The organism is Micromonospora sp. NPDC023633, from assembly GCF_040640035.1.
In the GTDB taxonomy this organism is placed as follows: domain Bacteria; phylum Actinomycetota; class Actinomycetes; order Mycobacteriales; family Micromonosporaceae; genus Micromonospora.
Genome location: NZ_JBFABB010000109.1, coordinates 1 through 23,056 on the forward strand (window position 1 = coordinate 1; position 23,056 = coordinate 23,056).

The following is a 23,056-nucleotide window of genomic DNA, read 5'->3' on the forward strand; positions in this document are numbered from 1 at the left end:
GGGGCGGCGGGGCGGCGGCCTCGCGCAGCAGCGCGGCCAGCCGTTCCCGGGCGGCCTCCCGGTTGGCCAGCTGCGCCCGGTGCTCGCTGGCGGTGACGGTGAGCACGCCGTCGACCAGCCGGCCGGCGAGCCGTTCCAGCGCCCGCGCCCGCAGCGGCTCGGGCACGCCGGGCGAGGCGGCCAGGTCGTAGCTCAGCTCGACCCGCGAGTCGGTGGTGTTGACGCCCTGACCACCGGGCCCCGACGACCGGGAGAAGCGTTCCCGCAGCTCGGCAGCGGGCACGGTCCATCGGTCGGTCACCCGCAGTCCGTCGTCCACTCCCCGAGGCTAACGCCCCTGGCGGACGCTCGGGGTCGCGGACGGGCTCGGGGTCTGCCCGGGCGGGGCGGGGCTGCCGTCGGAGCCGGCGGCGGCGTACGCGACCGCCCCCACCAGCAGCAGGGCGATCACCCCGATCTTCGTGGTGGCCACCTTGATCAGCAGCCACGCGGCGCGCCTCGCGCCGGGCACGGTCTTCTTGACGGTCTGGTAGTCGGCCCACCCACGTCGCGCCCGGGCGTACGCCGACCCCACACCGGTACCGATCAACAGGCCCACCAGCAGGAGGACCACGAATTCAGGACGCTCCACCCACGCCAGTATCCATACTCAGCGTGATATTTCCATTGGCCGATCATTTCGCGCCGGGTATCCGACAGTTTTCACATTCCCGGGCCGCCCGGACGGGCGTGACCGCAGCTCAGCCGCCCTTTCCGATGATCGTGTCGGCGGTCTGCTGCACCTGCTCGATGGGAATGGCGAAGCCGATGCCGATCGACCCGTTGCCGTCGATGGTGGCGATGGCCGTGTTCACCCCGACCACCTCGCCGCGCGCGTTGACCAGCGGGCCGCCCGAGTTGCCGGGGTTGATCGAGGCGTCGGTCTGCACGGCGGTGTGCCGGTTGTCGCCGAGGCGTACCTGCCGGTCCAGGGCGCTGACGATGCCGGCGGTGACGGTGCCGGGCAGCCCCAGCGGCGAGCCGACCGCCAGCACCGGCTCGCCCACCCGGGTGGAGCCCGGCTTCGCGAGCGGCAGCGCCGCCAGGCCGGCCGACGGCGGCACCCGGAGCACGGCGAGGTCGCTGCGCGGCTCCCGCCCGACCACCTCGGCGGCGAACCGCCGCCCGTCGGGCAGCTCCACCGTCACCGAGCTGCTCCGCCCCCTGGCCAGGATGTGGTCGTTGGTGATGATGTGCTGCTGGTCGTCGACCGCGAAGCCGGAGCCGGTGGCCGAGGCGCCGCCGGCCCCGCCCACGAGCACCGAGACGACCCCCGGCACGGTCTTCCCGGCCGCGGTCACCAGCTCCGCGGGGACCGGGGCCGCCGAGGCCGCCGCTGGGCCCGGAGGGTCGTCGCGGCCGGCCACGAGGCCGCCGGCCACCGCGCCGGAGGCGGTCGACAGGGCCACCACCGCCAGCGCCGCCAGCGCCCGCCCGCGCGGGCCCCGTCGGTTCGGACCACCGTCCGGTCCGGGCCCGTCCCACCGGGCCCGCCCGTCCGGATCCAGCTCCGGGGAGATGAACCAGGGGCCGCGCGGTTCGCCCAGCCCGGTCTGCACTGCCATGCGTACGCTCCTCACGTGTCCTTCTCGACGGTGGCCGTACGGGTTCAGGGCAGCCGGGAGAACCAGCGCATCGAGCCGGCCGCGGCGCCCATGGCGAACACCAGCCCGAGACCGATGAACCGGGCCGAGACGTCCTGCCGTTCGGTGCGGTAGCCGACCGAGGTGCCGATGTCCTCGTAGACGTCGCGCAGCTCGTCGCTGGTGCTGGCCTCGTGGAACCCGCCCCCGGTCTCCTCGGCGACCGCGCGCAGGGTCTGCCCGTCGACGGGCACCTGGATCGGCCGGCCGCCCCGGTCCACGGTGCCGCCCGGGGTGCCGAACGAGATGGCGTGCACCGGCACCTTCATGTCGACCGCCTCGGACGCCGCCTCCATCGGGTCCATGCCGGAGGTGTTCGCCCCGTCGGAGAGCAGGATGATCCGGGCCGGCGGCGGGTCCTTGACCGCCTGGCTGTCGAAGCCCTTCACCGCGCCGAGCGAGGTGCTGATGGCCTCGCCGATGGCGGTGCCCTGCACCCCGGTGGCCCCCTCGACCAGCCGCTCGATCCCCTCGTGCAGCGCCTCCCGGTCGGTGCTCGGCGGCACCAGCACCGCGGCGCTGCCGGCGAACGCGACCAGCCCGACGTTGAACTCGTCCGGCAGCCCGTCGACGAAGCGCCGGGCGGACTCCTTGGCGGCGCTGAGCCGGTCCGGTTCCACGTCGCCGGCGAGCATCGAGGTGGAGACGTCGACGGCGACCATCACCGTGGCCCGTTCCCGGGGCACCCGGACCTCCGCCGTGGGCCGGGCGAAGCCGACCACCAGCAGGGCCAGCATGGCCAGGAAGAGCCCGGCCGGCACGTGCCGCCGCCAGGTCGGGCGGTGCGGCGCGACCCGGTCGAGCAGCCGCAGGTTGGTGAAGCGGACGGCGTACCGGCTGCGGCGACGCTGCATCAGCAGGTAGCCGGCGGCCAGGGCGAGCACCCCGAGCAGGAGCCAGAGCCGGACGGGCGACTGCCAGATCACGCCGCACCTCCCCGGGCGGCCCGGGCCGGGGCGGCCGCGAGCCGCCGCTGGGCGTGCACGTGCCGCACGATGTCGGCGCTCCAGTCCCGGTCGGTGCGCAGCGGCAGGTGGGTGGCCCCGCTGCGGCGCAGCGATAGGCGTACCTGGTCGCGCTGGACGGTCGCGGCGGCGGCGTAGCGCTCGCGCAGCGCCCGGTCGCCGGTCCACACCTCGCGCCGCCGCCCGGTCTCCGGGTCGACCAGGGTGACCAGGCCGACGTCCGGCAGCTCCAGCTCCCGGGGGTCGGTGACCTCCACGGCGAGCACCTGGTGCCGCACGGCGAGGCGGCGCAGGGGGGTCTCCCAGGACGGTGCCTGCCGGGGGTCGTCGGGCAGTCCGTCGAGGAAGTCCGACACCACCACGACGAGGCCGCGGCGCAGCGCCGCCCGGTGCACGGCGGCCAGCCCGTCGGCCAGGTCGGGGCCCGCCGGCACTGGTCCGTCCCCGTCGTGGCCCCCGACGCGGGGTGCGGTCAGCAGGGCCCGGAGCAGCCCGAGCAGGTGGGTACGCCCGCTGCGGGGCGGGAACCGGCGCAGCCCGTCCGGGCCGAGCACCTGTGCGCCGAGGCGGTTGCCCAGGCCGCCGGTGAGGAAGCCGACCGCCGCGACGGCTGCCACGGCCAGCTCCCGCTTGTCCAGCTCGGCGGTGCCGTACTCCATGCTGGGGCTCGCGTCGACCAGCAGCCAGGTGGTCAGCTCCCGGTCGGCGTCGACCTCGCGCACGTGCGGGACCGTGGTGCGGGCGGTCACCGCCCAGTCCATCCGGCGCACCTCGTCCTCACCGGGCCGGTACTCCCGGCTGCCGGCGGTCTCGCTGCCCGGCCCGGGCAGCAGGCCGCGGTACCGGCCGTGCAGCAGCCCGTCGAGCCGGCGCGTGACGGTCAGCTCCAGCCGGCGCAGGCGCCGGTCTCCGGTGAGGTCGGCCAGCCCCGGGTCGGCCGGCACGGGGGCCGGCGCGGTGGCCCCGCGCCACCTCATGCCGCCGCCAGGTCGGCCGCGTGTTCCGGGTGGCCGGTGGCGACGCGGGGCGGCGGCACGGCCTCCACCAGCCGCCGGACCACCGCCTCGGCGGCCACCCCGTCGGCGACCGCGTCGAAGGAGAGCACCAGCCGGTGGGCGAGCACGTCGACGGCCAGTTCGCGGACGTCCTCGGGCAGCACGTACTCGCGACCGCGCAGCAGCGCCTGGGCCCGCGCGGCGCGGACCAGCCCGAGGGTGGCCCGGGGACTGGCCCCGTACGCGAGCAGCGGGGCGATCTCGGGCAGGCCGAACCGGCCGGGATCGCGGGTGGCGAAGATCAGCCGCACCACGTACTCGGCGATCGCGTGGTGCACGAAGACGTGGGCGGCGCGGGCCTGGAGGTCCCGCAGGCGCTGCGGGTCGAGCACCCGCCGGGCGACGGGCCGGTCGGCGCTCATCCGGTAGAGGATGGCGAGTTCGTCGGCGTCGCTCGGGTAGTCGACGAGGACCTTCATCATGAACCGGTCGCGCTGCGCCTCCGGCAGCTGGTAGACCCCCTCCGACTCGATCGGGTTCTGGGTGGCCAGCACCAGGAACGGCTCCGGCACCCGATGGCTGTGCCCGCCGATGGAGACCTGACGCTCGGCCATCGCCTCGAGCAGGGCGGACTGCACCTTGGCCGGGGCCCGGTTGATCTCGTCGGCGAGCACCAGGTTCGCCATGATCGGGCCCAGCTCGGTGTCGAAGTCCTCCCGCGACGCCCGGTAGATCCTGGTGCCGACGATGTCGGACGGGACCAGGTCCGGGGTGAACTGGATCCGGGAGAAGGTGCCGCCGACCACGGTGGCCAGGGTCTGCGCGGCGAGCGTCTTGGCCACCCCGGGCACGCCCTCCAGGAGGCAGTGCCCGTCCGCGATGAGGGCGGTGAGCAGGCGCTCGACGAGCCGATCCTGCCCGACGATCACGCGTTTGACCTCGAAGAGCGTCTGTTCCAGGTCGGCCGGGGTCGCATCGGGATCGGCCGGGCTGGGCACGCTGGCCAGGGTGTCCGAGATGTCCGTCACGGTGCTTGCTTCCCGTGCCGACGGTCGGACAAACGTCGGATTATCTGTGCCGGGGCGGCCCTTAGGGGTCCGAACCGGGACGAGTCACCCGGCCCGGCAGGGACGGCGCGCCAGCGCCGGCGCCCACGGGTGGGGCCGGCGCCGGCGGCGGGGCCGACGTGGCGGGAAGGGCCCCCACCACCGCCTGGGGCGCTGGGAGGGGCCCTTCGTCACATCCGTTGGTCAGTTGGCGACGACCAGGTGGAACGGCCGGTCGGCCGCGCCCCCCGACGAGCTGCGGGTCTGGACGAAGACCGCGTTCGGCGTCTGGAGCCGCGGCGCGACGGAGACCTCGCCACCCGGGGGCACGTTGTACGGGTCGGTGGTGCCGACGGTCGCCACGAACGTCTTCAGCGAGACGTTGTAGTTGAACAGCACCTGGTACTGCCCGGGGCCGAACCGGGTGGCGGAGACCACCTCGGGCGAGCCGCGGAGCAGGGTGCCGCCGCTGCTGACGACGGCGGAGGCGACGGTGCCCGGCGCGGTCGCCAGCGCGGACGGGCCCTGCGCCAGCGCCGCCTTGGCCTTGCGGGCCTCGGCGGGGGTCACGGCCGGCTGGCTGCCGGGCTGGCGGGCGGCCTGCTGGGCGACCTCGGCGGGCGCCTGCGCCGCCGGCTGGGCGACGGCGATCCCGCCCCCGGCCAGGGTGAGCGCCAGCGCGGTGAACGCCACCGCTACCGTCTTGCGTCGGAAGAGTGTGGTCATGACAGGGTCTCCCTTTTGTTGACCGTGCGGATTCGACCGATCCCACCGATGGCGGGACGGCTGATTTCCATTTCGTGGGCCGGGGAAAAAATGAGCGACAATCGACTGGAAGCCCGCACCTCAGGCCGCATCCTAGATGTTGCCGCTGCAACGATTTCACCGACTCTGAGCTGGGATTACTACTCAGAGTTTCGACGTCTCAACCCACTGGAAGGTAGCACCGCAAAAAGCCGGACGTCAATAGTTGATCACGCTTCGACAATCGCTCAGACCGGGCCGATGAATTGTGAAAAGCGAGCGCTTCGCCATTCACGAATGCGCAGCGCGCACGCTTTCGGGCCGCTGACCGCCGCGGGTACCGGACCGCCGGGTGGGCGCGGGGGAGCTACCCTCCACCGGGTGATCATCGAGTCCGCACGGCCGGCGACAGGTCACCGGGCGGCGCGGTTGCGCACCGCGCTCTGCTGGGCCGCCGTCGCGCCCGGGGTCGCCTGGGCGGCGGTACGACTGGGCGGCCTCGACCGGGGGCCGCTGGTGCAACTGCTCGCCTTCACCCCGTACGCCGCCGCCGGGAGCCTGCTGCCGCTGGTGCTCGCGCTCGCGCTGCGGCGCCGCTGGCCCGCGGTGGTCGCGGCGCTGGCCACGGCGACCCTGGTGGCCGTGGTGGCGCCCCGGGCCCTGCCGTCCGACCAGCCCCCGGTCACCGGGCCGACGGTACGGCTGCTGACCGCCAACCTGCTCGCCGGGGCCGGCGACGCGCGGGCGCTGGTCGACCTGGTCCGGCGGCACCGCGTCGACGTGCTCGCCGTGCAGGAGTTCACCCCGGACGCCGAGGTGGAGCTGGACCGGCTCGGCCTGCCCGGGCTGCTCCCCCACCGGCAGCTCGGCCCGCGGCCCGGCACCGTCGGCTCCGGCCTCTACGCGCGGTTCCCGATCGGCGAGGGCGGCATCCGGCACAATCGCGGTGGCTGGGGCTTCGACCAGGCCTACGGCACGGTGGCGGTCCCCGGGGCGCCGGCGGTGCGGGTCGAGTCGGCGCACCCGTCGGCCCCGTACGCGGTGGACCAGGTCGGCCACTGGCGCACCGACCTGGCGGCGCAGCCGCCCGCCACCCCGGACGGGCCGCTGCGGATCCTGGCCGGCGACTTCAACGCCACCCTCGACCACGCCCCGCTGCGCGCCCTGCTGGACACCGGCTACGTCGACGCCGCCGACCAGGCCGGCGCGGGCCTGGTCGGCACCTGGGGCCCGTACGACGGGGACCCGATCCCGCCGGTGACCATCGACCACGTGCTGGTCGACCGGCGGATCGCCGTGCGGGCGGTCAGCGTGCACCGGGTGCCGGGCAGCGACCACCGTGCCGTCCTCGCCGAACTGCGCCTCCCGGCCGGGTGACGGCTCAGACCCGGGCGCGGTCCAGGCCGTAGGTGAGCGCGTCGACGAGGGCGTGCCAGGACGCCTCGACGACGTTGGGGTGCACGCCGACCGTGGTCCAGTCGCGGCCGACGCCGTCGACCGTCTCCAGCAGCACCCGGGTGACCGCGCCGGTGCCGTGGGTGCCCTCCAGGATCCGCACCTTGTAGTCGGCCAGCTCGAATGCGCGCAGCTCCGGGTAGTGCCGGGCCAGCCCGACCCGCAGCGCCTCGTCCAGGGCGTTGACCGGACCGTTGCCCTCGGCGGTGGCGATCACCCGCTCCCCGCGTACGCGGATCTTGACGGTCGCCTCGGAGACCACCGCGCCGTCCTCCCGGTGCTCGACCAGCACCCGGTACGACTCCAGCGCGAACGGCCTGGCGGGGGCGGTGTCCAGCTCCGAGCGGACCAGCAGCTCGAACGACGCGTCGGCGGCCTCGAACGACCAGCCGCCGGCCTCCAGCTCCTTGACCCGCCGGGTGACCCGCGACAGCGCCTCCGGATGGCCGGCCAGGTCCAGGCCGAGCTCACGGCTCTTGAGCTCGACGCTGGCCCGGCCGGCCATCTCGGTGATGAGGATCCGCATGTCGTTGCCCACCACCTGTGGGTCCACGTGGTTGTAGAGCAGCGGATCCACCTTGATCGCGCTCGCGTGCAGCCCCGCCTTGTGGGCGAAGGCCGCGGCCCCGACGTACGCCTGGTGGGTGTCGGGGGCGATGTTGGCGATCTCGGCGATGGCGTGGGAGACCCGCACCATCTGCCCCAGGCAGCCCTCTGGTAGGACGGGCAGCCCGAGCTTGAGCTGGAGGTTGGCGACCACGGCGAAGATGTCCGCGTTGCCGGGGCGCTCGCCGTAGCCGTTGGCGGTGCCCTGGAAGTGGCGTACCCCGGCCTCGACGGCGGCGACGGTGTTGGCCACCGCGCAGGCCGTGTCGTTCTGGCAGTGGATGCCGAGCAGCTCCGGGCCGACGCCCAGCCGCGCGGTCAGGTCGGCGACGGCGGCGCTCACCTGGGAGGGCAGCATCCCGCCGTTGGTGTCGCAGAGCACGAACCGCTCGGCGCCGGCGGCGAGCGCGGTCTCCACCACGGCGGCGGTGTACGCCGGGTCGAACCGGTAGCCGTCGAAGAAGTGCTCCCCGTCGACGAAGACCCGGCGCCCCTCGGCCACCAGGTGCGCCACCGTGTCCCGGACCATCGCCAGGTTCTCGGCCGCGGTGGTGCGCAGCGCCCGCTCGACGTGCCGCAGGTCCGCCTTGGCGACCAGGGCGACCGCCGGCGTCTGCGCGTCGAGCAGGCCCCGGACCTGCGGGTCCTCGCCGACGGCCACCCCGGCCCGCCGGGTGGCCCCGAACGCGACCAGCAGCGCGTGCTTCAGGGCGAGCTCGGTGCGCGCCCGGCGGAAGAACTCGGTGTCCTTCGGCACGGCCCCGGGCCAGCCCCCCTCGATGAAGCCGACCCCGAACTCGTCGAGCAGCCGGGCCACCGCGAGCTTGTCGACCACCGAGTAGCTGAGCCCCTCGCGCTGGGCGCCGTCGCGCAGCGTGGTGTCGTACACCTGGAACGTCATCAGGGAGTCCTTTCGGGAGCAACAAAAAGACCCCCCGCGGATGCGGGAGGTCTGCGCGCTCGGCGGAGGGGGAGGCCGGCGCGCTAGGTGCGAATAATCAGGTGGGTGCTGGTCACGACCGTCACTCTGCCACCCGGGCCCGGTTTTTGGGAGGCAGAATCCACATGGCGGGACGGCCACGGACGGTCCCGATACTTCATCGACGGCCGGCCCGCCGGCACAACCCGCCGCTCGTGATCGACTTCACAAGTCACCCGGCCGCCACCCGGCGGAAACGGGGCTGCGGAAGTATCTGGAACCGATCCAGTTACCGGCCTCGTGCCGCTGTCAAGGAGGACCTGTGCTCACTGTCGGTGACCGCTTCCCCGAGTACGAACTCACCGCCTGCGTGTCGCTGGACGCCGACAAGGCGTTCGAGTCGATCAACCACAAGTCCCACCAGGGGAAGTGGCGGGTCGTCTTCTTCTGGCCGAAGGACTTCACCTTCGTCTGCCCGACCGAGATCGCGGAGTTCGGCCGGCTGAACGAGGAGTTCGCCGACCGGGACGCCCAGGTGCTCGGCGTGTCGGTGGACAACGAGTTCGTCCACTACGCGTGGCGCAAGGACCACCCGGACCTGCGCGAGCTGCCGTTCCCGATGCTCAGCGACGTCAAGCGCGAGCTGACCGCCGCCTGCGGCGTGCTCGGCGAGGACGGCGTGGCCCAGCGGGCGACCTTCATCGTCGACCCGGACAACGAGATCCAGTTCGTCATGGTGACCGCCGGCTCGGTCGGCCGGAACGTCTCCGAGGTGCTGCGGGTGCTCGACGCCCTCCAGACCGACGAGCTCTGCCCGTGCAACTGGAACAAGGGCGGCGAGACCCTGGACGCCACCAAGCTCCTCGCCGGCGCCGGGGCCTGACATGGGTCTGGACGCGGTCAAGGCGGCTCTGCCGGAGTACGCCAAGGACATCAAGCTCAACCTCGGCTCCACCATCGGCACCAGCACGCTGAAGCCGGAGCAGGCGTGGGGCACCGCCCTGGCCTGCGCCGTCGCGGCGCGCAACCCGGTGGTGCTGCGGGAGATCGCCGCCGAGGCGGCCACCCACCTCGGGCCGGAGGCCGTCGAGGCGGCCAAGGGCGCCGCCGCGATCATGGCGATGAACAACGTCTACTACCGGGCCAAGCACCTGATCGGCGACGAGCAGTACCAGTCGATCCCGGCCCGGCTACGGATGCAGATCATCGCCAAGCCGGGCGTGGACAAGGCCGACTTCGAGCTCTGGTGCCTGGCGGTCTCGGCGATCACCGGCTGCGGGGTGTGCCTGGAGTCGCACGAGAAGACCCTGCGCAACGCGGGCTTCAGCCGCGAGCAGGTGCACGAGGGGCTGCGCATCGCCGCCGTCGTGCACGCCGCCGCGGTCACCCTGGACGCCCAGGCCGCGCTCGCCTGACGCGTACGCCCGGTGGGCCGGTGCCGCGGTGCGGCGCCGGCCCACCGTCGTCCGCGGGCCCCGCACCTCGCCGTTTCCGGTGCCGACCCCCCGGGTAGCTGGACGGGTAGAGGCGAGAGACACCGGACCGGCGAGACGACTGGCGACAGTCGGGGCAGGAGTTGTCAGATGGACAGGCTCGACCCGCACAGCACCCACGGCAGCCCGGATCCGCTGCGCGGCGGCGGCCAGGGCGAGTTCGCCGGTGGCGCCCCGGCCGGCACGTTCGACCCGTGGCGTTACCGGGACACCGCGACCGTCGCTGACGCCGACCTGGTCGGCTACAAGGTCGAGGCCACCGACGGCGGCATCGGCAAGATCGACAGCGCCAGCCACGAGGTCAACGACAGCTACCTGGTGGTGGACACCGGCCCGTGGATCTTCGGCCGTAAGGTCATGATCCCGGCCGGCACCGTCAACCACGTCGACCACGACGAGCGCAAGGTGCACGTCGACCGGAGCAAGGACCAGATCAAGGCCGCCCCGGAGTACGACGAGACCGCCGACACCGACCCCACCTACCGGGACCGGCTCGGCGGCTACTACGGCGAGACGTACTCGGCCATCCCGCCCGGCACCGCCCGCTAGCCCGCACCGGCGCGCGACGGCCTCCCGCGAATCGTGGGAGGCCGTTACCGTGTCAGCGTGGACTCCATCGAGGTCGGTCGCCGGATCCCGTTCTCCGCGATGTTCAACTTCCGCGACGTGGGCGGCCATGCCGGCCACGACGGTCGCACGGTGCGCCCGGGGCGGCTCTACCGCTCCGACTCGCTGCACCGCATCGACGACACCGACCGGGAGGCGTTCGCCGCCCTCGGCGTCCGCACGGTCATCGACCTGCGCCGCCCGTACGAGGTGGAGCGCGACGGGCGCGTCCCCCACTTCGACGGCCTGACCTGGCGCAACATCCACCCGGAGCACGCGGAGTGGGGCGAGCGGCCCTACCGGCCCGGCACCGACCTGGCCCGCTACCTGGCCGACCGGTACGCCGACCTCGCCGGGACCGGCAGCGCCGGGCTCGCCGAGGCGATCGGCCTGATCGCCGACTCCGCCAACGCCCCCGTGGTCGTGCACTGCGTCGCCGGCAAGGACCGCACGGGCATCGTCTGCGGGCTCACCCTCGCGGTGCTCGGGGTCGCCGACGACGCCATCGCCGCCGACTACGCCCTGAGCACCGAGGCCGGCGAGCGGTACCGCGCCTGGTTCGAGTCCATAGGCCGGCGGACCGGGCAGACCCTGCCGGTGCTGACCTGCCCCGCCGAGGCCATGACGCTCTTCCTCGCCGAGCTGCGGCAGGCCCACGGCTCGGTCGAGGGCTACCTGCGCCACGCCGGCGTCACCGACGCCCAGCTCGCCGCGCTGCGCGACCACCTGCTCGGCTGACGGTGGTGTGACGACGCCGCCCCCGCGCCGGGCGGCACGGGGGCGGCGGTGGTGTCGCGAGCGGGTCAGAGGATGCGGCGGACCCAGCCGTGCGGGTCGTCGACCTTGCCCCGCTGAAGGTCGACGAGCTGCTGGCGCAGGGCCATCGTGACGCGGCCGGGCTCGCCGCCGCCGACCAGGAACTCGCCGTCGGGGAAGCGCACCTGGCCGATCGGGGTGACGACCGCGGCGGTGCCGCAGGCGAACACCTCGCGGAGCCGGCCGCTCGCGGCGTCCGCCTGCCAGTCGGCGAAGCTCACCGGCCGCTCCTCGATCCGGTGCCCGGCGTTGGCGGCCAGCGTGAGCACCGACTCCCGGGTGATGCCGGGCAGGATGGTGCCGGTCAGCGGCGGGGTGACCACGGTGCCGTCGTCGTAGACGAAGAACACGTTCATGCCGCCCAGCTCGTCGACGAAGCGCCGCTCCACCGCGTCCAGGAAGACCACCTGGTCGCAGCCGTGCTCGATCGCCTCGGCCTGCGCCGCCAGCGAGGCGGCGTAGTTGCCGCCGCACTTCGCCGCGCCGGTGCCACCCGGAGCGGCCCGGGTGTAGTCCGGGGAGACCCAGACCGTCACCGGCTTCACCCCGCCGGAGAAGTACGCGCCGGCCGGCGAGGCGATGACCACGTAGAGGTACTCGTTGGCCGGCCGGACGCCGAGGAACACCTCGCTGGCGAACATGAACGGTCGCAGGTAGAGGCTGCTGTCCTCGATCTCGGGGATCCAGCCCTGGTCGACCTCGACGAGTTTGCGCAGCGACTCGACGAACGCCTCCTCGGGCAGCACCGGCATCGCCATCCGCCGGGCGGAGGTGGCGAACCGGGCGGCGTTGGCCTCCGGGCGGAACATGGTGACGCCGCCGTCGGCCGTCCGGTAGGCCTTCAGCCCTTCGAAGATCTCCTGCGCGTAGTGCAGCACCGCGGCGGCCGGGTCCATCGGGATCGGCGCCCGCGCCTCGACCCGGGCGTCGTACCAGCCCTTGCCGTCGGCGTAGCGGATGGTGACCATGTGGTCGGTGAAGACCCGGCCGAAACCCGGGTTGGCCAGCAGGGCGGCCCGGTCGGCGACGGATACCGGCGCGGGATTCGGACGGATCTCGAAGTCGAGCTTGTCACCACCGCTCATCGCGCTGACCTCCCTGCGGGACTACGGCACACGGGTCCGCATGCCGAGAAATATGGTGCGAGAAACTTACCCCGAACGGTCGTTCAGCGGGTAGCGCCGCCCGGGCGTACCGGCAGCACCGGACGGGTGGACGCCGCCGGGCCGGGGTGCGGCCGGGCGGCGTCGTCGGGGCCTTCGGGGGTGCGGTGGCGGGCGGCCTCAGGCGGTGGCGTACCCGGCCAGCCGGTCGCCGACCTCCTCGGTGCGCAGTGCCGCGCCCGGGGCCCGGCCGGCCAGCTCGGCGGCCACCGCGGCGGTGACCCGGGCGGCGGCGTCGGCGTGCCCGAGCTGGTCGAGCAGCAGGGCCGCCGAGAGTACGGCCGCCACCGGGTCGGCCACGCCGCGCCCGGCGATGTCCGGCGCCGAGCCGTGTACCGGCTCGAACATCGAGGGGTACGCCCCCTCGGGGTTGATGCTGCCGCTGGCGGCCAGCCCGATCCCGCCGGTGACGGCGGCGGCGATGTCGGTGAGGATGTCGCCGAACAGGTTGTCGGTGACCACCACGTCGTAGCGCTGGGGCTGGGTGACCAGGAACATCGCGGCGGCGTCGACGTGCTGGTACTCCGTGGCCACGTCGGGGTGCTCGGCGGCCACGGCCTCGAACGCGCGCGCCCAGAGCGAACCGGCGTGGGTGAGCACGTTGGTCTTGTGCACGAGGGTGACCTTGCGCCGCTCCCGGCGCGCGGCGCGGGCGAAGGCGTCGCGGATCACCCGCTCCACGCCGTGCCGCGTGTTCAGGCTCTCCTCGGTGGCGACCTCGGCCGGGGTGCCCCGGTGCAGCGCGCCGCCGGCGCCGGCGTAGAGCCCCTCGGTGCCCTCGCGGACCACCACCAGGTCGACCTCGCCGGGCTTGACGCTCGCCAGCGGCCCGGCCACGCCGGGCCAGAGGCGCGACGGGCGCAGGTTGACGTACTGGTCGAAGGCGAAGCGCAGCTTGAGCAGCAGGCCCCGCTCCAGCACGCCCGGCGGGACGGTCGGGTCCCCGACGGCGCCGAGCAGGATCGCGTCGTGCCCGGCCAGCTCGGTCAGCACCGAGTCGGGCAGCACCTCGCCGGTGCGGTGCCAGCGGGCGGCGCCGAGGTCGTACTCGGTGGCGTCCACCCCTGGAAGCACGGCGTCGATGACCTTGCGGGCCTGCGCGACCACCTCGGGTCCGATCCCGTCCCCGGCCACCACCGCGATCCGTGCCACGTCCCTGTGCTCCCTCGCCTCGCCGTTTCGTCCGACCGTACGCTGCCGTCCCGCCTCCCGGTACGACCCTTCCAGCATGCGGGAAAGGGAGATGCACAGGATCCTCCCAGGTGGCATTCATGGGGGGGTCAACTCCGCTGCCTAGCGTGGTGACGAGCGGGTCAACGGGGGCCCGTGACGGAGGCCGCGAGGACGCGGCCGGCGTCAGCGAGGGAGCAGCGTCATGCGGATCGACCAGCAGCCACGGAACCGATGGGTGGACCAGTCGGCCTTCGAGCCGCGCCGGCCGGACCTGCGGCTCGGGGCCCGCAGTCACCGCGTGGACCGGCCCGGTGCCGTCAGCGAGGACCGGATCGCCGTCCAGCACAGCGTGCGGACCTCGACGGCGGAATACTCGCTGCTGCTCAACGCCCCCGGGTGGCTGGGCCGTCGCGGCGTCGGGGAGGCGCTGCGGGACGCGGTGGCGGAGCTGCGCGCCGTCGACCTCACCTACGGCCCGACCCGGCCGGAGAGCCTGGTCTCCCGGCTGCGCCGCGGCGAGATCAGCCCCGACTCGTACGCGCCGCTGGCCGACCTGGTGGACCGCTGCGCGGCGATGCGGGCGGCCACCGACGGCTGGTTCGACGCCTGGGCGGTGCCCGGCGGCTTCGACCCGGGCGGCCTGCTCGGCGGGTGGGCGGTGGAGCGGGCCGCCGCCCGGCTGCGCGCCGCCGGCATCCACGACTACGCCGTGCTCAGTGGCGCCGACCTCGTCGTACGCGGGCACGCGGCGCACGGCGGCCCGTGGCGGGTGGCGGTGCACCACCCGACGGACCGGCACCGGGCGCCGCTCGTGCTGGAGATGACGGCGGGCGCGGTCGGCACCTCGGGGGTGAGCGGCCGGCAGGGGCACGTGGTGGACCCGCACACCGGGGAGCCCGCCGACCAACTGGTCGCCGCGACGGTCGTCGGGCCGGACCTGGCCGTCGCCGACGCCTACGCCACCGCGCTCTACGCCGCCGGGCCGGCGGGGCTGGTCTGGTTCCGCAACGGGTCGGACTACCGCGCGCTCTTCGCCCACCGCCGCTGAGCCCACCGGGCGCCCCCGGGGCATTGGACCCGCGATCGGCCCCCACGGTCTCGGCAACGACCGTGAGGGCCGGTCAGCGACGAGTGCGCGTGGCTCGCGCAATCGAGGGGTGCGGGCCGGTCGGCCGGACGTCGACCTCGCCACCCGAAGACGGGCCTACGCCGCGAGCTCGGCCAGTGACCGCACCGGTACGCTAGCGAATCGACGCAACTCATCGCAAGGGTCTCCACTGCGGACGGTCGCGACAGGAGCGTGGCGATCGGGTGGCGGGGCGATTTCGACGCGGTGAACGGCGAATGGCACGCTGTCCGCCGTGAGTTTCGATCTGAGCGTGTGGGCCCTGGCGGACGGGGCGACACCCGAGGACGTGCGGGCGGCGGTGCTGCGGTGCCGGCAGGGGCTGCACGTCGACCGGCACCCGGACCCGCGGGTGGTGGGGTTCTACCGGGCCATCACCGGCAGCTACCCGGACCGGCCGGCCGGCCCGGGCACCCCGTGGGCGGTGGCGCCGCTGCACGCGGCCAACGACCACGTCGAGCTGAACCTGCACCCGACCTGCGAGGACCAGGTGCTGCTCGACATCGAACGGCTGGCCGGCGCGTACGACCTGATGCTCTTCGACGCGCAGGACGGCTCGGTCTACCCGCCGCCGGCCCGGCTGCCCGGCTGACCACCTCCCGGGTACGACGAGGGGCCCGGCGGATCCGCCGGGCCCCCGCTGTCGCGCGCTCGGGTCACTCGTCGCGCAGGTCCGCCGCGCTGGCCGCGACCGCGCCGATCGAGTCCGCCGCCGAGGTGAGCAGGTCGGCGCCGAGCGCCTGGTCGACCGTGAGGGTCATCAGGGTCTCGCCGCCGGCCTCGCGGCGGGCCACCTGCATCGCCGCGATGTTGACGCCGGCCTCGCCGAGCAGCGTGCCGACCGTGCCGACCACGCCCGGGCGGTCGGCGTAGCGCAGGAAGACCAGGATCCCCTCCGCGCCGATCTCCACGTCGAAGCCGTCGACCTCGGTCAGCTTGATGACGTCGCGACCGCCGGCGGTGGTCACCGTGCCGGAGACGCTGACCGTACGGCCGTCGGGCAGCGCGCCGCGGACGGTGACCAGGTTGGGGTGGTCGACCGTGTCGGCCTGGGCGACCAGCGTGACCTCGACGCCGCGCTCGGCGGCCAGGTGCGGGGCGTTGACGTAGGTGACCTGCTCCTCGACCACCGAGCTGAACAGCCCCTTGGTGGCGGCGAGCTTCAGCACGGACACGTCGTGGTTGACGACCTCGCCGCGCACCTCGACGGTGACGCTGGCGGCGACGCCGCCCGCGACGGCGGTGAAGGCCCGGCCCAGCTTCTCGGCCAGCGGCAGCAGCGGCCGCACGTCCTCGGCGACCACGCCGCCGGCCTGCACGTTCACGGCGTCCGGCACGAACTCGCCCTGCAACGCCAGCTTCACGCTCTTGGCCACGGCCAGGCCGGCCTTGTCCTGCGCCTCGCCGGTGGAGGCGCCCAGGTGCGGGGTGGCGACCACGTTGTCGAAGGCGAACAGCGGCGAGGAGGTGCAGGGCTCCTTGGCGTAGACGTCCACGCCCGCGCCGGCGACCCGGCCCTCGGCGATCGCGTCGGCCAGGGCCTGCTCGTCGACCAGCCCGCCCCGGGCGGCGTTGATGATCCGGACGCCCGGCTTGACGACGGCCAGCTCCTTCTCACCGATCAGGCCGACGGTCTCCGGGGTCTTCGGCAGGTGGATCGAGATGAAGTCGCTCTCCCGCAGCAGCTCCTCCAGGCCCACCAGGCGGACGCCGAGCTGGGCGGCGCGGGCCGGCTGGATGTAGGGGTCGTACGCGATCAGCCGGGTGCCGAAGGCGGCGATCCGCTGGGCGAAGAGCACACCGATGCGGCCGAGGCCGACCACGCCCACGGTCTTGCCCTGGATCTCGACGCCGGTGTACTTCGACCGCTTCCACTCCCCCGCCTTCAGCGCGGCACTGGCGCTGGCGGTGTTGCGGGCCACGGCGAGCAGCAGCGCGAGGGCCTGCTCGGCGGCGGAGACGATGTTCGAGGTGGGGGCGTTGACGACCATGACGCCCCGCGCGGTGGCGGCCGGCACCTCGACGTTGTCCAGACCCACGCCCGCCCGGGCGACGACCTTCAGCCGGGGCGCGGCGGCGATCGCCTCGGCGTCGATCTGGGTGGCGCTGCGCACGATGACGGCGTCGGCCTCGGAGAGCGCCGAGAGCAGGGCCGGACGGTCGGTGCCGTCGACGTGACGGACGTCGAAGTCGTGGGCGAGCACCTCGATGGCGGCGGGTGCGAGTTCTTCGGCGATCAGTACGACAGGAGTCATTGGTCCTCGTAGTTGTCGTCAGAGCGGTGGGCCGGGCTGCGGGACGCCGCGCTGCGCCCTGCGCTGATCCGGGCCATGGCCGTCAGGTGCCGGCTACGCACCTACCCCGCGATCGTAGGGGGCCGGCCGGCCGGCATGTCCCAGACCGTGGGGTGAGTGCCCTCACAACGGGTGACGACCCGCCGGTGAACGGCGCACGACGGGACGCCCGCGCCGGCGGGGCGACGCGGGACGGTTCGGCTCGGGGCGCCCGGCGCGGCCGGCTCCCGGCTAACCCGGCTGGCTTCCGGCTCGGGGCGCCCGGGGCGCGTGGGCGCGGCGGGCGGCGTCGGTGGTGGTGCGGAGAGGAGGCGGCCCGGTCCGGGCACCGGGGAGAGCGCCCGGGCCGGGCCGCCGGGGGTGTGCGTCAGGCGGTCTCGGTGATCGGGCGGTCGACCCAGCTCATCATGCCGCGCAGCTTGCGGCCGGTCTCCTCGATCGGGTGCGCCGCGCCCTCGGCCTGCCACTTGCTGAAGTTGGGCCGGCCGGCCTCGTCCTCGGCCACCCACTCGCGGGCGAACTCACCGGACTGGACCTCGCTGAGGATCTTGCGCATCTCCTCCTTGACCCGGGCGTCGATGACGCGCGGGCCACGGGAGAGGTCGCCGTACTCGGCCGTGTCGGAGATGCTGTAGCGCATCTTCGCGATGCCGCCCTCGTACATGAGGTCGACGATCAGCTTCAGCTCGTGCAGGCACTCGAAGTAGGCCACCTCGGGGGCGTAGCCCGCCTCGGTGAGCACCTCGAAGCCGGTCTGCACGAGCGCCGCCGCGCCGCCGCAGAGCACCGCCTGCTCGCCGAAGAGGTCGGTCTCGGTCTCCTCGGTGAAGGTGGTCCGGATGACGCCGGCCCGGGTGCCGCCGATGCCCTTGGCGTACGACAGGGCCAGCGCGAGGGCGCTGCCGCTGGCGTCCTGCTCGACGGCGACCAGGCAGGGCACGCCCTTGCCGTCGGCGTACTGGCGGCGGACCAGGTGGCCCGGCCCCTTCGGGGCGACCATCGCCACGTCGACGTCGGCCGGCGGCCTGATCAGGCCGTAGCGGATGTTGAAACCGTGCCCGAAGAAGAGCGCCTTGCCCGGGGCCAGGTTCGGCGCGATCGACTCCGCGTAGATGCTGCGCTGGGCGGTGTCCGGCGCGAGGATCATGATGACGTCGGCCTCGGCCGCCGCCTCGGCCGACGTGCGGACCCGCAGGCCCTGCTCCTCGGCCTTGGCCCGGCTCTTGGAGCCCTCCGGCAGACCGATCACCACGTCGACCCCGGAGTCGCGCAGCGACAGCGCGTGGGCGTGGCCCTGGCTGCCGTAGCCGATCACCGCGACCTTGCGGCCCTGGATCAGGCCCAGGTCGGCATCGTCGTCGTAGTACACCTCAACGCTCATGATTTCCCTTTCGTACGGCGGCCCGGGCGGCCCGTCGTGGATCTGTGCGGTGTCGGTCCCAGGCGGCGCAACGGCCGGCCTGGTCGGGCGGGTCCCGGCCGGCGCGTGGGGGCGCCGGCCGGGGTCGGGTCAGGCGGCCCGGAGCGAGGGCCCGGCGGTGATGGAGCGCGAGCCGCGCCCGATCGCCACCAGCCCGGACTGGACCATCTCCTTGATCCCGAAGGGTTCGAGGTCGCGCAGCAGCGCGTCGAGCTTGTCCGGGGTGCCGGTGGCCTCGATGGTCAGCGTGTCCGGAGCCACGTCGACCACCCGGGCCCGGAACAGGCCGACCGTCTCCAGCACCTGGGCCCGCGCCGCGCGGTCGGCGCGCACCTTCACCAGGAGCAGTTCCCGGGCGACCGAGACCTGCGGGTCCAGCTCGACGATCTTGAGCACGTTGACCAGCTTGTTGAGCTGCTTGGTGACCTGCTCCAGCGGGGACGACTCGGCGTTGACCACGATGGTGATCCGCGAGACGTCCGGGTTCTCCGTCTCCCCGACGGCGAGGCTGTCGATGTTGAAGCCGCGCCGGGAGAACAGGCCGGAGACCCGGGCCAGGACGCCCGGCTTGTTCTCCACCAGGACGCTCAGGGTGTGCATGGTCATGCCACGACCTCGCTCCGCTCGGTCGTGCCCAGACGCGGCACGGGACTGAGCCTGATGATTCGCTCGCGTTGCTCGCTCATGTCAGATGTCATCCTCGTCGAAGGCCGGGCGGACGCCCCGGGCGAACATGATCTCGTCGTTGCTGGTGCCGGCGGCGACCATCGGCCACACCATGGCGTCCTTGCCGACGACGAAGTCGATGACCACCGGGGCGTCCTCGATCGCCATCGCGGCGGCGATGGTCCGGTCGACGTCCTCGGCGTTCTCGCAGCGCAGCCCCACGCAGCCGAGCGCCTCGGCGAGCTTCACGAAGTCGGGGATGCGGTGCTTGTGGGTGCCGAGGTCGGTGTTGGAGTAGCGCTCCCCGTAGAACAGGGTCTGCCACTGCCGCACCATGCCGAGATTGCCGTTGTTGATCACGGCGATCTTGACCGGGATGCCCTCCAGCGCGCAGGTGGCCAGCTCCTGGTTGGTCATCTGGAAGCAGCCGTCGCCGTCGACCGCCCACACCACCGTGTCGGGCTTGCCCACCTTGGCGCCCATCGCCGCCGGCACCGCGTAGCCCATGGTGCCGAGACCGCCGGAGTTCAACCAGGTGTACGGCTTCTCGTAGGAGATGAACTGCGAGGCCCACATCTGGTGCTGGCCGACCCCCGCCACGTAGATCGCGTCCGGGCCGACGAGCTCGCCGAGCCGCTTGATCACGTACTGCGGGGAGAGCGTGCCGTCGGCCGGCTCCTCGTAGCCCAGCGGGTACCGCTTGCGCAGGTCGTCGAGCTGGGTCCACCAGTCGGCGAGGTCGGCGCGCCGGCCGGCCGCCTGCTCGGTGGTCACCGCCGCGATCAGCTCGTCGATGACGTGCCGGGCGTCGCCGACGATCGGCACGTCCGCGTGCCGGTTCTTGCCGATCTCGGCCGGGTCGATGTCGGCGTGCACCACCGCCGCGTCCGGGGCGAACGAGTCCAGCTTGCCGGTGACCCGGTCGTCGAAGCGGGCGCCCAGGGCCACGATCAGGTCGGCCTTCTGCAGGCCGTAGACCGCGGAGACCGTGCCGTGCATGCCCGGCATGCCGAGGTGCTGCGGGTGCGAGTCGGGGAACGCGCCGAGCGCCATCAGGGTGGTGACCACCGGGATCCCGGTCAGCTCGGCCAGCTTGCGCAGCCCCTCCGTGGCGCCGGCCTTCAGCACGCCACCGCCGACGTAGAGCACCGGGCGCCGGGCGGTGGCCATCAGCCGGGCCGCCTCGCGGATCTGCTTGCCGTGCGGGTGCAGGGTCGGCCGGTAGCCGGGCAGGTCGAGCGTCGGCGGCCAGGTGAAGGTGGTGGGCGCCTGGAGGATGTCCTTGGGGATGTCGACCAGGACCGGCCCGGGCCGGCCCGTGGCGGCCAGGTGGAACGCCTCGGCCAGCACCCGGGGGATCTCCTCGGCCTCCTGCACCAGGAAGTTGTGCTTGGTGATCGGCAGGGTGATGCCCTGGATGTCCGCCTCCTGGAAGGCGTCCGTGCCGATCGAGGGCCGCGCGACCTGACCGGTGATGGCCACGATCGGCACCGAGTCCATGTACGCGTCGGCGATCGGGGTGACCAGGTTCGTCGCGCCGGGACCGGAGGTGGCCATGCAGACCCCCACCCGGCCGGTCGCCTGGGCGTAGCCCGTCGCCGCGTGCCCGGCGCCCTGCTCGTGGCGGACCAGGATGTGCCGGACCGTGGAGTCGTAGAGCGGGTCGTACGCGGGCAGGATGGCGCCCCCCGGGATGCCGAAGACGACGTCGACCCCGAGCGCCTCGAGGGACCGCACGAGCGAGCCGGCACCGCTGACCTGGGCCGGGGCGGGTGCGCGTACCCCCGGGACGGCCGGGTTGGCGGCGGCGCCGGCGTGCTCGGCGTCGCTCGCGGGCTCGGCGACCGTGCGGGCCCGCCGGGCGGAGTGGGCGAGTGTCTCTGGCGTGGGTCTCGTCATGGCGGTTCAGGCCTTCGGCTGGAGTGGGTGCGGCTGTTCGAGCGGGTGACGCGGGCGACGCCCGGCGTCGATGGGTCCGACGGCAACAAAAAAGCCCTCGTGCAGGATGCACGGGGCCAGCGCACTCTCGAGAGGGAGAGTGCGCTCAGGTAAGTACTCGCAGCGACCGGTACGACGACATGCGGCAAGCCTGACGCATCTCACGCGATGAGTCAACTGATCCCACATGTTGGTTCACGGGCCGTCGGATTTCACCCGTCCGGGCACCTAGGAACCCCGCTCCACCTGCGCGGACCCCTGCCCGGAGGGGCGCGGGGCGGGCACCGTCGGCAGCCGGCGGGGCGGCGGCGACGCGGGCGGGCCGGCCGGGGCCGGCGTCGGGGCGGGGCGGGCCCCCGGAGACGTGGCGGCCTCCAGCATCGCCTCCAGGTGCTCGGCCGGCACGCCCCAGCCGAAGAGCGCCCCCTGGCCGAACCGGCAGCCGGCGGCGACCACGGCGGCCAGCTCTGTCGGCGTGGTCACCCCCTCGGCGATGACCTCCAGGCCGAGCTGGTGGCCGAGCCGCATGACGATGTCGACCATCGGCGCGAACGCCGGGCCGTCCCTGTCCGCCGGCCGCACCGGCTCGTGCTCCGCGACCAGCCCGTGGTCGATCTTCAGGATGTCGATCGGCAGGCGGCGCAGCTGGCCGAGCGAGGAGTAGCCGGCGCCGAAGTCGTCCAACGCGATCCGGACGCCGGTGGCCCGCAGCGCCGTCAACCGCCGGATCAGCTCGTCCAGGTCCGTCGCGACGGCGTGCTCGGTGACCTCCAGCACCAGCCGCTGCGGCGGCACGCGGTGGGCGCGCAGCGCCTCGGCGACCTGGACCACGTACTCCGGGGCGTGCAGCTCGCGGGGGGACACGTTGACCGAGACCCAGACGTCGTGGCCGTCGGCCAGCCAGCGGGAGAGCTGGTGACACGCCTGGTGCAGCACCCAGGCGCCCAGCTTGGCGATCATCCCGCACTCCTCGGCCAGCGGGATGAACTCGTCCGGGCCGACGTTGCCCAGCACCGGGTGACGCCAGCGCAGCAGCGCCTCCGCGCCGACCGGGCGCACCGAGGGCAGCGAGGCCACCGGCTGGAACGCCAGGCGCAGCTCGTCGCGCTCGATCGCGCCGCGCAGCTCGTGTTCCAGCGTGGTACGCCGGCGCAGCAGCTGGTCGTACGTGGCGTCGTAGCGCTCGATCCGGTTCTTGCCGCGCTGCTTGGCGTAGCGCAGCGCCAGGTCGGCGTGGCGCAGCAGCAGTTCCACGTCGGGCTCGCCGGCCCAGCCGGCCACCCCGATGCTCACCGACAGGAAGACCGGCCCCGCCGGCTGGTCGTAGGCGCGCCCGAGCACGCCGAGCAGGCGCTCGGCCACCCGGTCCGCGTCGGCCGGGTGGCCGTGCATCAGCACCGCGAACTCGTCGCCGCCGAGCCGGGCCGCCACGTCACCGGGGCGCAGGTTGGCGCGCAGCCGCTCGCCCACCTCGGCCAGCACCGCGTCGCCCACGTCGTGGCCGCGCATGTCGTTGACGTGCTTGAACCCGTCGAGGTCCAGCCCGAGCAGCACGCAGGGGGCACCGGCCCCGGCGCACCGGTGCAGCGCCTGCAACAGCCCCCGCCGGTTGGCCAGTGCGGTCAGCTGGTCGGTGTGCGCCAGCTCGCGGAAGTGCGCCTCGCGCTCGGCCAGCCGCCGGGCGTAGCCGCGTACGTCGTGCAGCGTCAGGTACTGCCGGGCCACCAGGGTGAAGCCCTCCACGCTGCCGGCGACGATGCCGAGCGCGTCGAACCGGCCGTCCTGGAGCAGGTGGTACATCGCCGAGGCGGCCATGGCGAACATCGGGACGAACGCGTAGGCGCCGTCGCGGCGGACCAGGTCGAGGGCCGGCTGGGCCGTCGCGTCCAGCCGGCGGGCGGCCGACGCGGCGGCGACCAGGCCGGCGGCGAGCACCCCCGCCCCGACCA

At 73.9% G+C, this 23,056-nt stretch carries 22 protein-coding genes; 7 read left to right on the plus strand and 15 right to left on the minus strand.

From position 1 onward, the window contains the following. The 7 genes from arfB to AB0G13_RS26920 form a co-directional block, all read right to left on the minus strand. The coding region (gene arfB / locus AB0G13_RS26890) for an alternative ribosome rescue aminoacyl-tRNA hydrolase ArfB (RefSeq protein ID WP_357879770.1) at nucleotides 1-319 on the minus strand (319 nt) is incomplete at its 3' end. 9 nt (nucleotides 320-328) lie between these two features. Next, nucleotides 329-631, minus strand: a complete 303-nt coding sequence (locus AB0G13_RS26895; RefSeq protein ID WP_357879774.1) for a hypothetical protein — start codon at nucleotides 629-631, stop codon at nucleotides 329-331. A 109-nt stretch (nucleotides 632-740) separates the two neighbouring features. Beyond that, entirely contained in the window at nucleotides 741-1,604 is an 864-nt protein-coding gene (locus AB0G13_RS26900; protein ID WP_357879777.1) for a trypsin-like peptidase domain-containing protein, read from the minus strand. A gap of 44 nt (nucleotides 1,605-1,648) precedes the next feature. Then, on the minus strand, nucleotides 1,649-2,608 hold the full coding sequence (locus AB0G13_RS26905) for a VWA domain-containing protein (protein WP_357879780.1): 960 nt from the start codon (nucleotides 2,606-2,608) through the stop codon (nucleotides 1,649-1,651). After that, entirely contained in the window at nucleotides 2,605-3,591 is a 987-nt protein-coding gene (locus tag AB0G13_RS26910; RefSeq protein ID WP_357879826.1) for a DUF58 domain-containing protein, read from the minus strand. Before AB0G13_RS26910 ends, AB0G13_RS26905 begins: the two co-directional genes overlap by 4 nt. 29 nt (nucleotides 3,592-3,620) lie before the next feature. Further along, a complete protein-coding gene (locus AB0G13_RS26915; RefSeq protein ID WP_357879783.1) occupies nucleotides 3,621-4,670 on the minus strand; it encodes a MoxR family ATPase in 1,050 nt (349 codons plus the stop codon). Between the two features lie 222 nt (nucleotides 4,671-4,892). Next, on the minus strand, nucleotides 4,893-5,414 hold the full coding sequence (locus AB0G13_RS26920) for a hypothetical protein (RefSeq protein WP_357879786.1): 522 nt from the start codon (nucleotides 5,412-5,414) through the stop codon (nucleotides 4,893-4,895). A gap of 447 nt (nucleotides 5,415-5,861) precedes the next feature. Here AB0G13_RS26920 and AB0G13_RS26925 point away from each other — a divergent pair, with 447 nt between their 5' ends. Next, on the plus strand, nucleotides 5,862-6,809 hold the full coding sequence (locus AB0G13_RS26925; RefSeq protein WP_357879829.1) for an endonuclease/exonuclease/phosphatase family protein: 948 nt from the start codon (nucleotides 5,862-5,864) through the stop codon (nucleotides 6,807-6,809). A gap of 4 nt (nucleotides 6,810-6,813) precedes the next feature. Here AB0G13_RS26925 and cimA read toward each other — a convergent pair whose 3' ends face one another. After that, nucleotides 6,814-8,394: a citramalate synthase gene (cimA, locus tag AB0G13_RS26930; protein ID WP_357879789.1), complete on the minus strand. Its 1,581-nt coding sequence runs from the start codon at nucleotides 8,392-8,394 to the stop codon at nucleotides 6,814-6,816. A gap of 340 nt (nucleotides 8,395-8,734) precedes the next feature. Between cimA and AB0G13_RS26935 the strand changes: the two genes are divergently transcribed. From AB0G13_RS26935 to AB0G13_RS26950, 4 genes are all read left to right on the plus strand, one after another. Next, nucleotides 8,735-9,295: a peroxiredoxin gene (locus AB0G13_RS26935; RefSeq protein ID WP_121396157.1), complete on the plus strand. Its 561-nt coding sequence runs from the start codon at nucleotides 8,735-8,737 to the stop codon at nucleotides 9,293-9,295. Nucleotide 9,296: 1 nt separating this feature from the next. Continuing rightward, nucleotides 9,297-9,827, plus strand: a complete 531-nt coding sequence (locus AB0G13_RS26940; protein ID WP_121396158.1) for a carboxymuconolactone decarboxylase family protein — start codon at nucleotides 9,297-9,299, stop codon at nucleotides 9,825-9,827. 168 nt (nucleotides 9,828-9,995) lie between these two features. After that, entirely contained in the window at nucleotides 9,996-10,454 is a 459-nt protein-coding gene (locus tag AB0G13_RS26945; protein WP_357879794.1) for a PRC-barrel domain-containing protein, read from the plus strand. Nucleotides 10,455-10,511: 57 nt separating this feature from the next. Beyond that, a complete protein-coding gene (locus tag AB0G13_RS26950) occupies nucleotides 10,512-11,249 on the plus strand; it encodes a tyrosine-protein phosphatase (protein ID WP_357879797.1) in 738 nt (245 codons plus the stop codon). A 65-nt stretch (nucleotides 11,250-11,314) separates the two neighbouring features. Here AB0G13_RS26950 and AB0G13_RS26955 read toward each other — a convergent pair whose 3' ends face one another. Further along, nucleotides 11,315-12,412 (minus strand): branched-chain amino acid aminotransferase, encoded by a 1,098-nt coding sequence (locus AB0G13_RS26955; protein WP_357879800.1) that lies wholly within the window; start codon nucleotides 12,410-12,412, stop codon nucleotides 11,315-11,317. Between the two features lie 198 nt (nucleotides 12,413-12,610). Further along, the gene (locus tag AB0G13_RS26960; protein WP_357879804.1) at nucleotides 12,611-13,642 is read right to left on the minus strand and encodes a 3-isopropylmalate dehydrogenase; all 1,032 of its coding nucleotides are present in this window, start codon (nucleotides 13,640-13,642) and stop codon (nucleotides 12,611-12,613) included. A 223-nt stretch (nucleotides 13,643-13,865) separates the two neighbouring features. Here AB0G13_RS26960 and AB0G13_RS26965 point away from each other — a divergent pair, with 223 nt between their 5' ends. Together AB0G13_RS26965 and AB0G13_RS26970 are read left to right on the plus strand one after the other, a co-directional pair. After that, nucleotides 13,866-14,711: an FAD:protein FMN transferase gene (locus tag AB0G13_RS26965; RefSeq protein ID WP_357879807.1), complete on the plus strand. Its 846-nt coding sequence runs from the start codon at nucleotides 13,866-13,868 to the stop codon at nucleotides 14,709-14,711. Between the two features lie 313 nt (nucleotides 14,712-15,024). After that, on the plus strand, nucleotides 15,025-15,381 hold the full coding sequence (locus tag AB0G13_RS26970; protein WP_357879810.1) for a hypothetical protein: 357 nt from the start codon (nucleotides 15,025-15,027) through the stop codon (nucleotides 15,379-15,381). Between the two features lie 64 nt (nucleotides 15,382-15,445). On the opposite strand, the gene serA is transcribed toward AB0G13_RS26970, so the two are convergent. The 5 genes from serA to AB0G13_RS26995 all read right to left on the minus strand — a co-directional run. Beyond that, nucleotides 15,446-17,044: a phosphoglycerate dehydrogenase gene (serA, locus tag AB0G13_RS26975; RefSeq protein ID WP_357879813.1), complete on the minus strand. Its 1,599-nt coding sequence runs from the start codon at nucleotides 17,042-17,044 to the stop codon at nucleotides 15,446-15,448. Between the two features lie 406 nt (nucleotides 17,045-17,450). Further along, the gene (gene ilvC / locus AB0G13_RS26980; protein WP_357879816.1) at nucleotides 17,451-18,464 is read right to left on the minus strand and encodes a ketol-acid reductoisomerase; all 1,014 of its coding nucleotides are present in this window, start codon (nucleotides 18,462-18,464) and stop codon (nucleotides 17,451-17,453) included. Nucleotides 18,465-18,593: 129 nt separating this feature from the next. Continuing rightward, on the minus strand, nucleotides 18,594-19,109 hold the full coding sequence (gene ilvN, locus AB0G13_RS26985) for an acetolactate synthase small subunit (protein WP_089001623.1): 516 nt from the start codon (nucleotides 19,107-19,109) through the stop codon (nucleotides 18,594-18,596). An 81-nt stretch (nucleotides 19,110-19,190) separates the two neighbouring features. Further along, the gene (locus tag AB0G13_RS26990) at nucleotides 19,191-21,068 is read right to left on the minus strand and encodes an acetolactate synthase large subunit (protein ID WP_357879819.1); all 1,878 of its coding nucleotides are present in this window, start codon (nucleotides 21,066-21,068) and stop codon (nucleotides 19,191-19,193) included. 267 nt (nucleotides 21,069-21,335) lie between these two features. Then, on the minus strand, nucleotides 21,336-23,056 hold a 1,721-nt coding region (locus AB0G13_RS26995), incomplete at its 5' end, for a bifunctional diguanylate cyclase/phosphodiesterase (RefSeq protein ID WP_357879823.1).

Bases quoted from the DNA above. Each gene is read 5' to 3' on its own strand.
- AB0G13_RS26900 (WP_357879777.1), bottom strand. From the start codon at position 1,604: ATGGCAGTGCAGACCGGGCTGGGCGAACCGCGCGGCCCCTGGTTCATC.
- AB0G13_RS26920 (WP_357879786.1), bottom strand. From the start codon at position 5,414: ATGACCACACTCTTCCGACGCAAGACGGTAGCGGTGGCGTTCACCGCG.
- cimA (WP_357879789.1), bottom strand. From the start codon at position 8,394: ATGACGTTCCAGGTGTACGACACCACGCTGCGCGACGGCGCCCAGCGC.
- AB0G13_RS26940 (WP_121396158.1), top strand. From the start codon at position 9,297: ATGGGTCTGGACGCGGTCAAGGCGGCTCTGCCGGAGTACGCCAAGGAC.
- AB0G13_RS26945 (WP_357879794.1), top strand. From the start codon at position 9,996: ATGGACAGGCTCGACCCGCACAGCACCCACGGCAGCCCGGATCCGCTG.
- AB0G13_RS26955 (WP_357879800.1), bottom strand. From the start codon at position 12,412: ATGAGCGGTGGTGACAAGCTCGACTTCGAGATCCGTCCGAATCCCGCG.
- AB0G13_RS26965 (WP_357879807.1), top strand. From the start codon at position 13,866: ATGCGGATCGACCAGCAGCCACGGAACCGATGGGTGGACCAGTCGGCC.
- serA (WP_357879813.1), bottom strand. From the start codon at position 17,044: ATGACTCCTGTCGTACTGATCGCCGAAGAACTCGCACCCGCCGCCATC.
- ilvC (WP_357879816.1), bottom strand. From the start codon at position 18,464: ATGAGCGTTGAGGTGTACTACGACGACGATGCCGACCTGGGCCTGATC.
- ilvN (WP_089001623.1), bottom strand. From the start codon at position 19,109: ATGACCATGCACACCCTGAGCGTCCTGGTGGAGAACAAGCCGGGCGTC.
- AB0G13_RS26990 (WP_357879819.1), bottom strand. From the start codon at position 21,068: ATGACGAGACCCACGCCAGAGACACTCGCCCACTCCGCCCGGCGGGCC.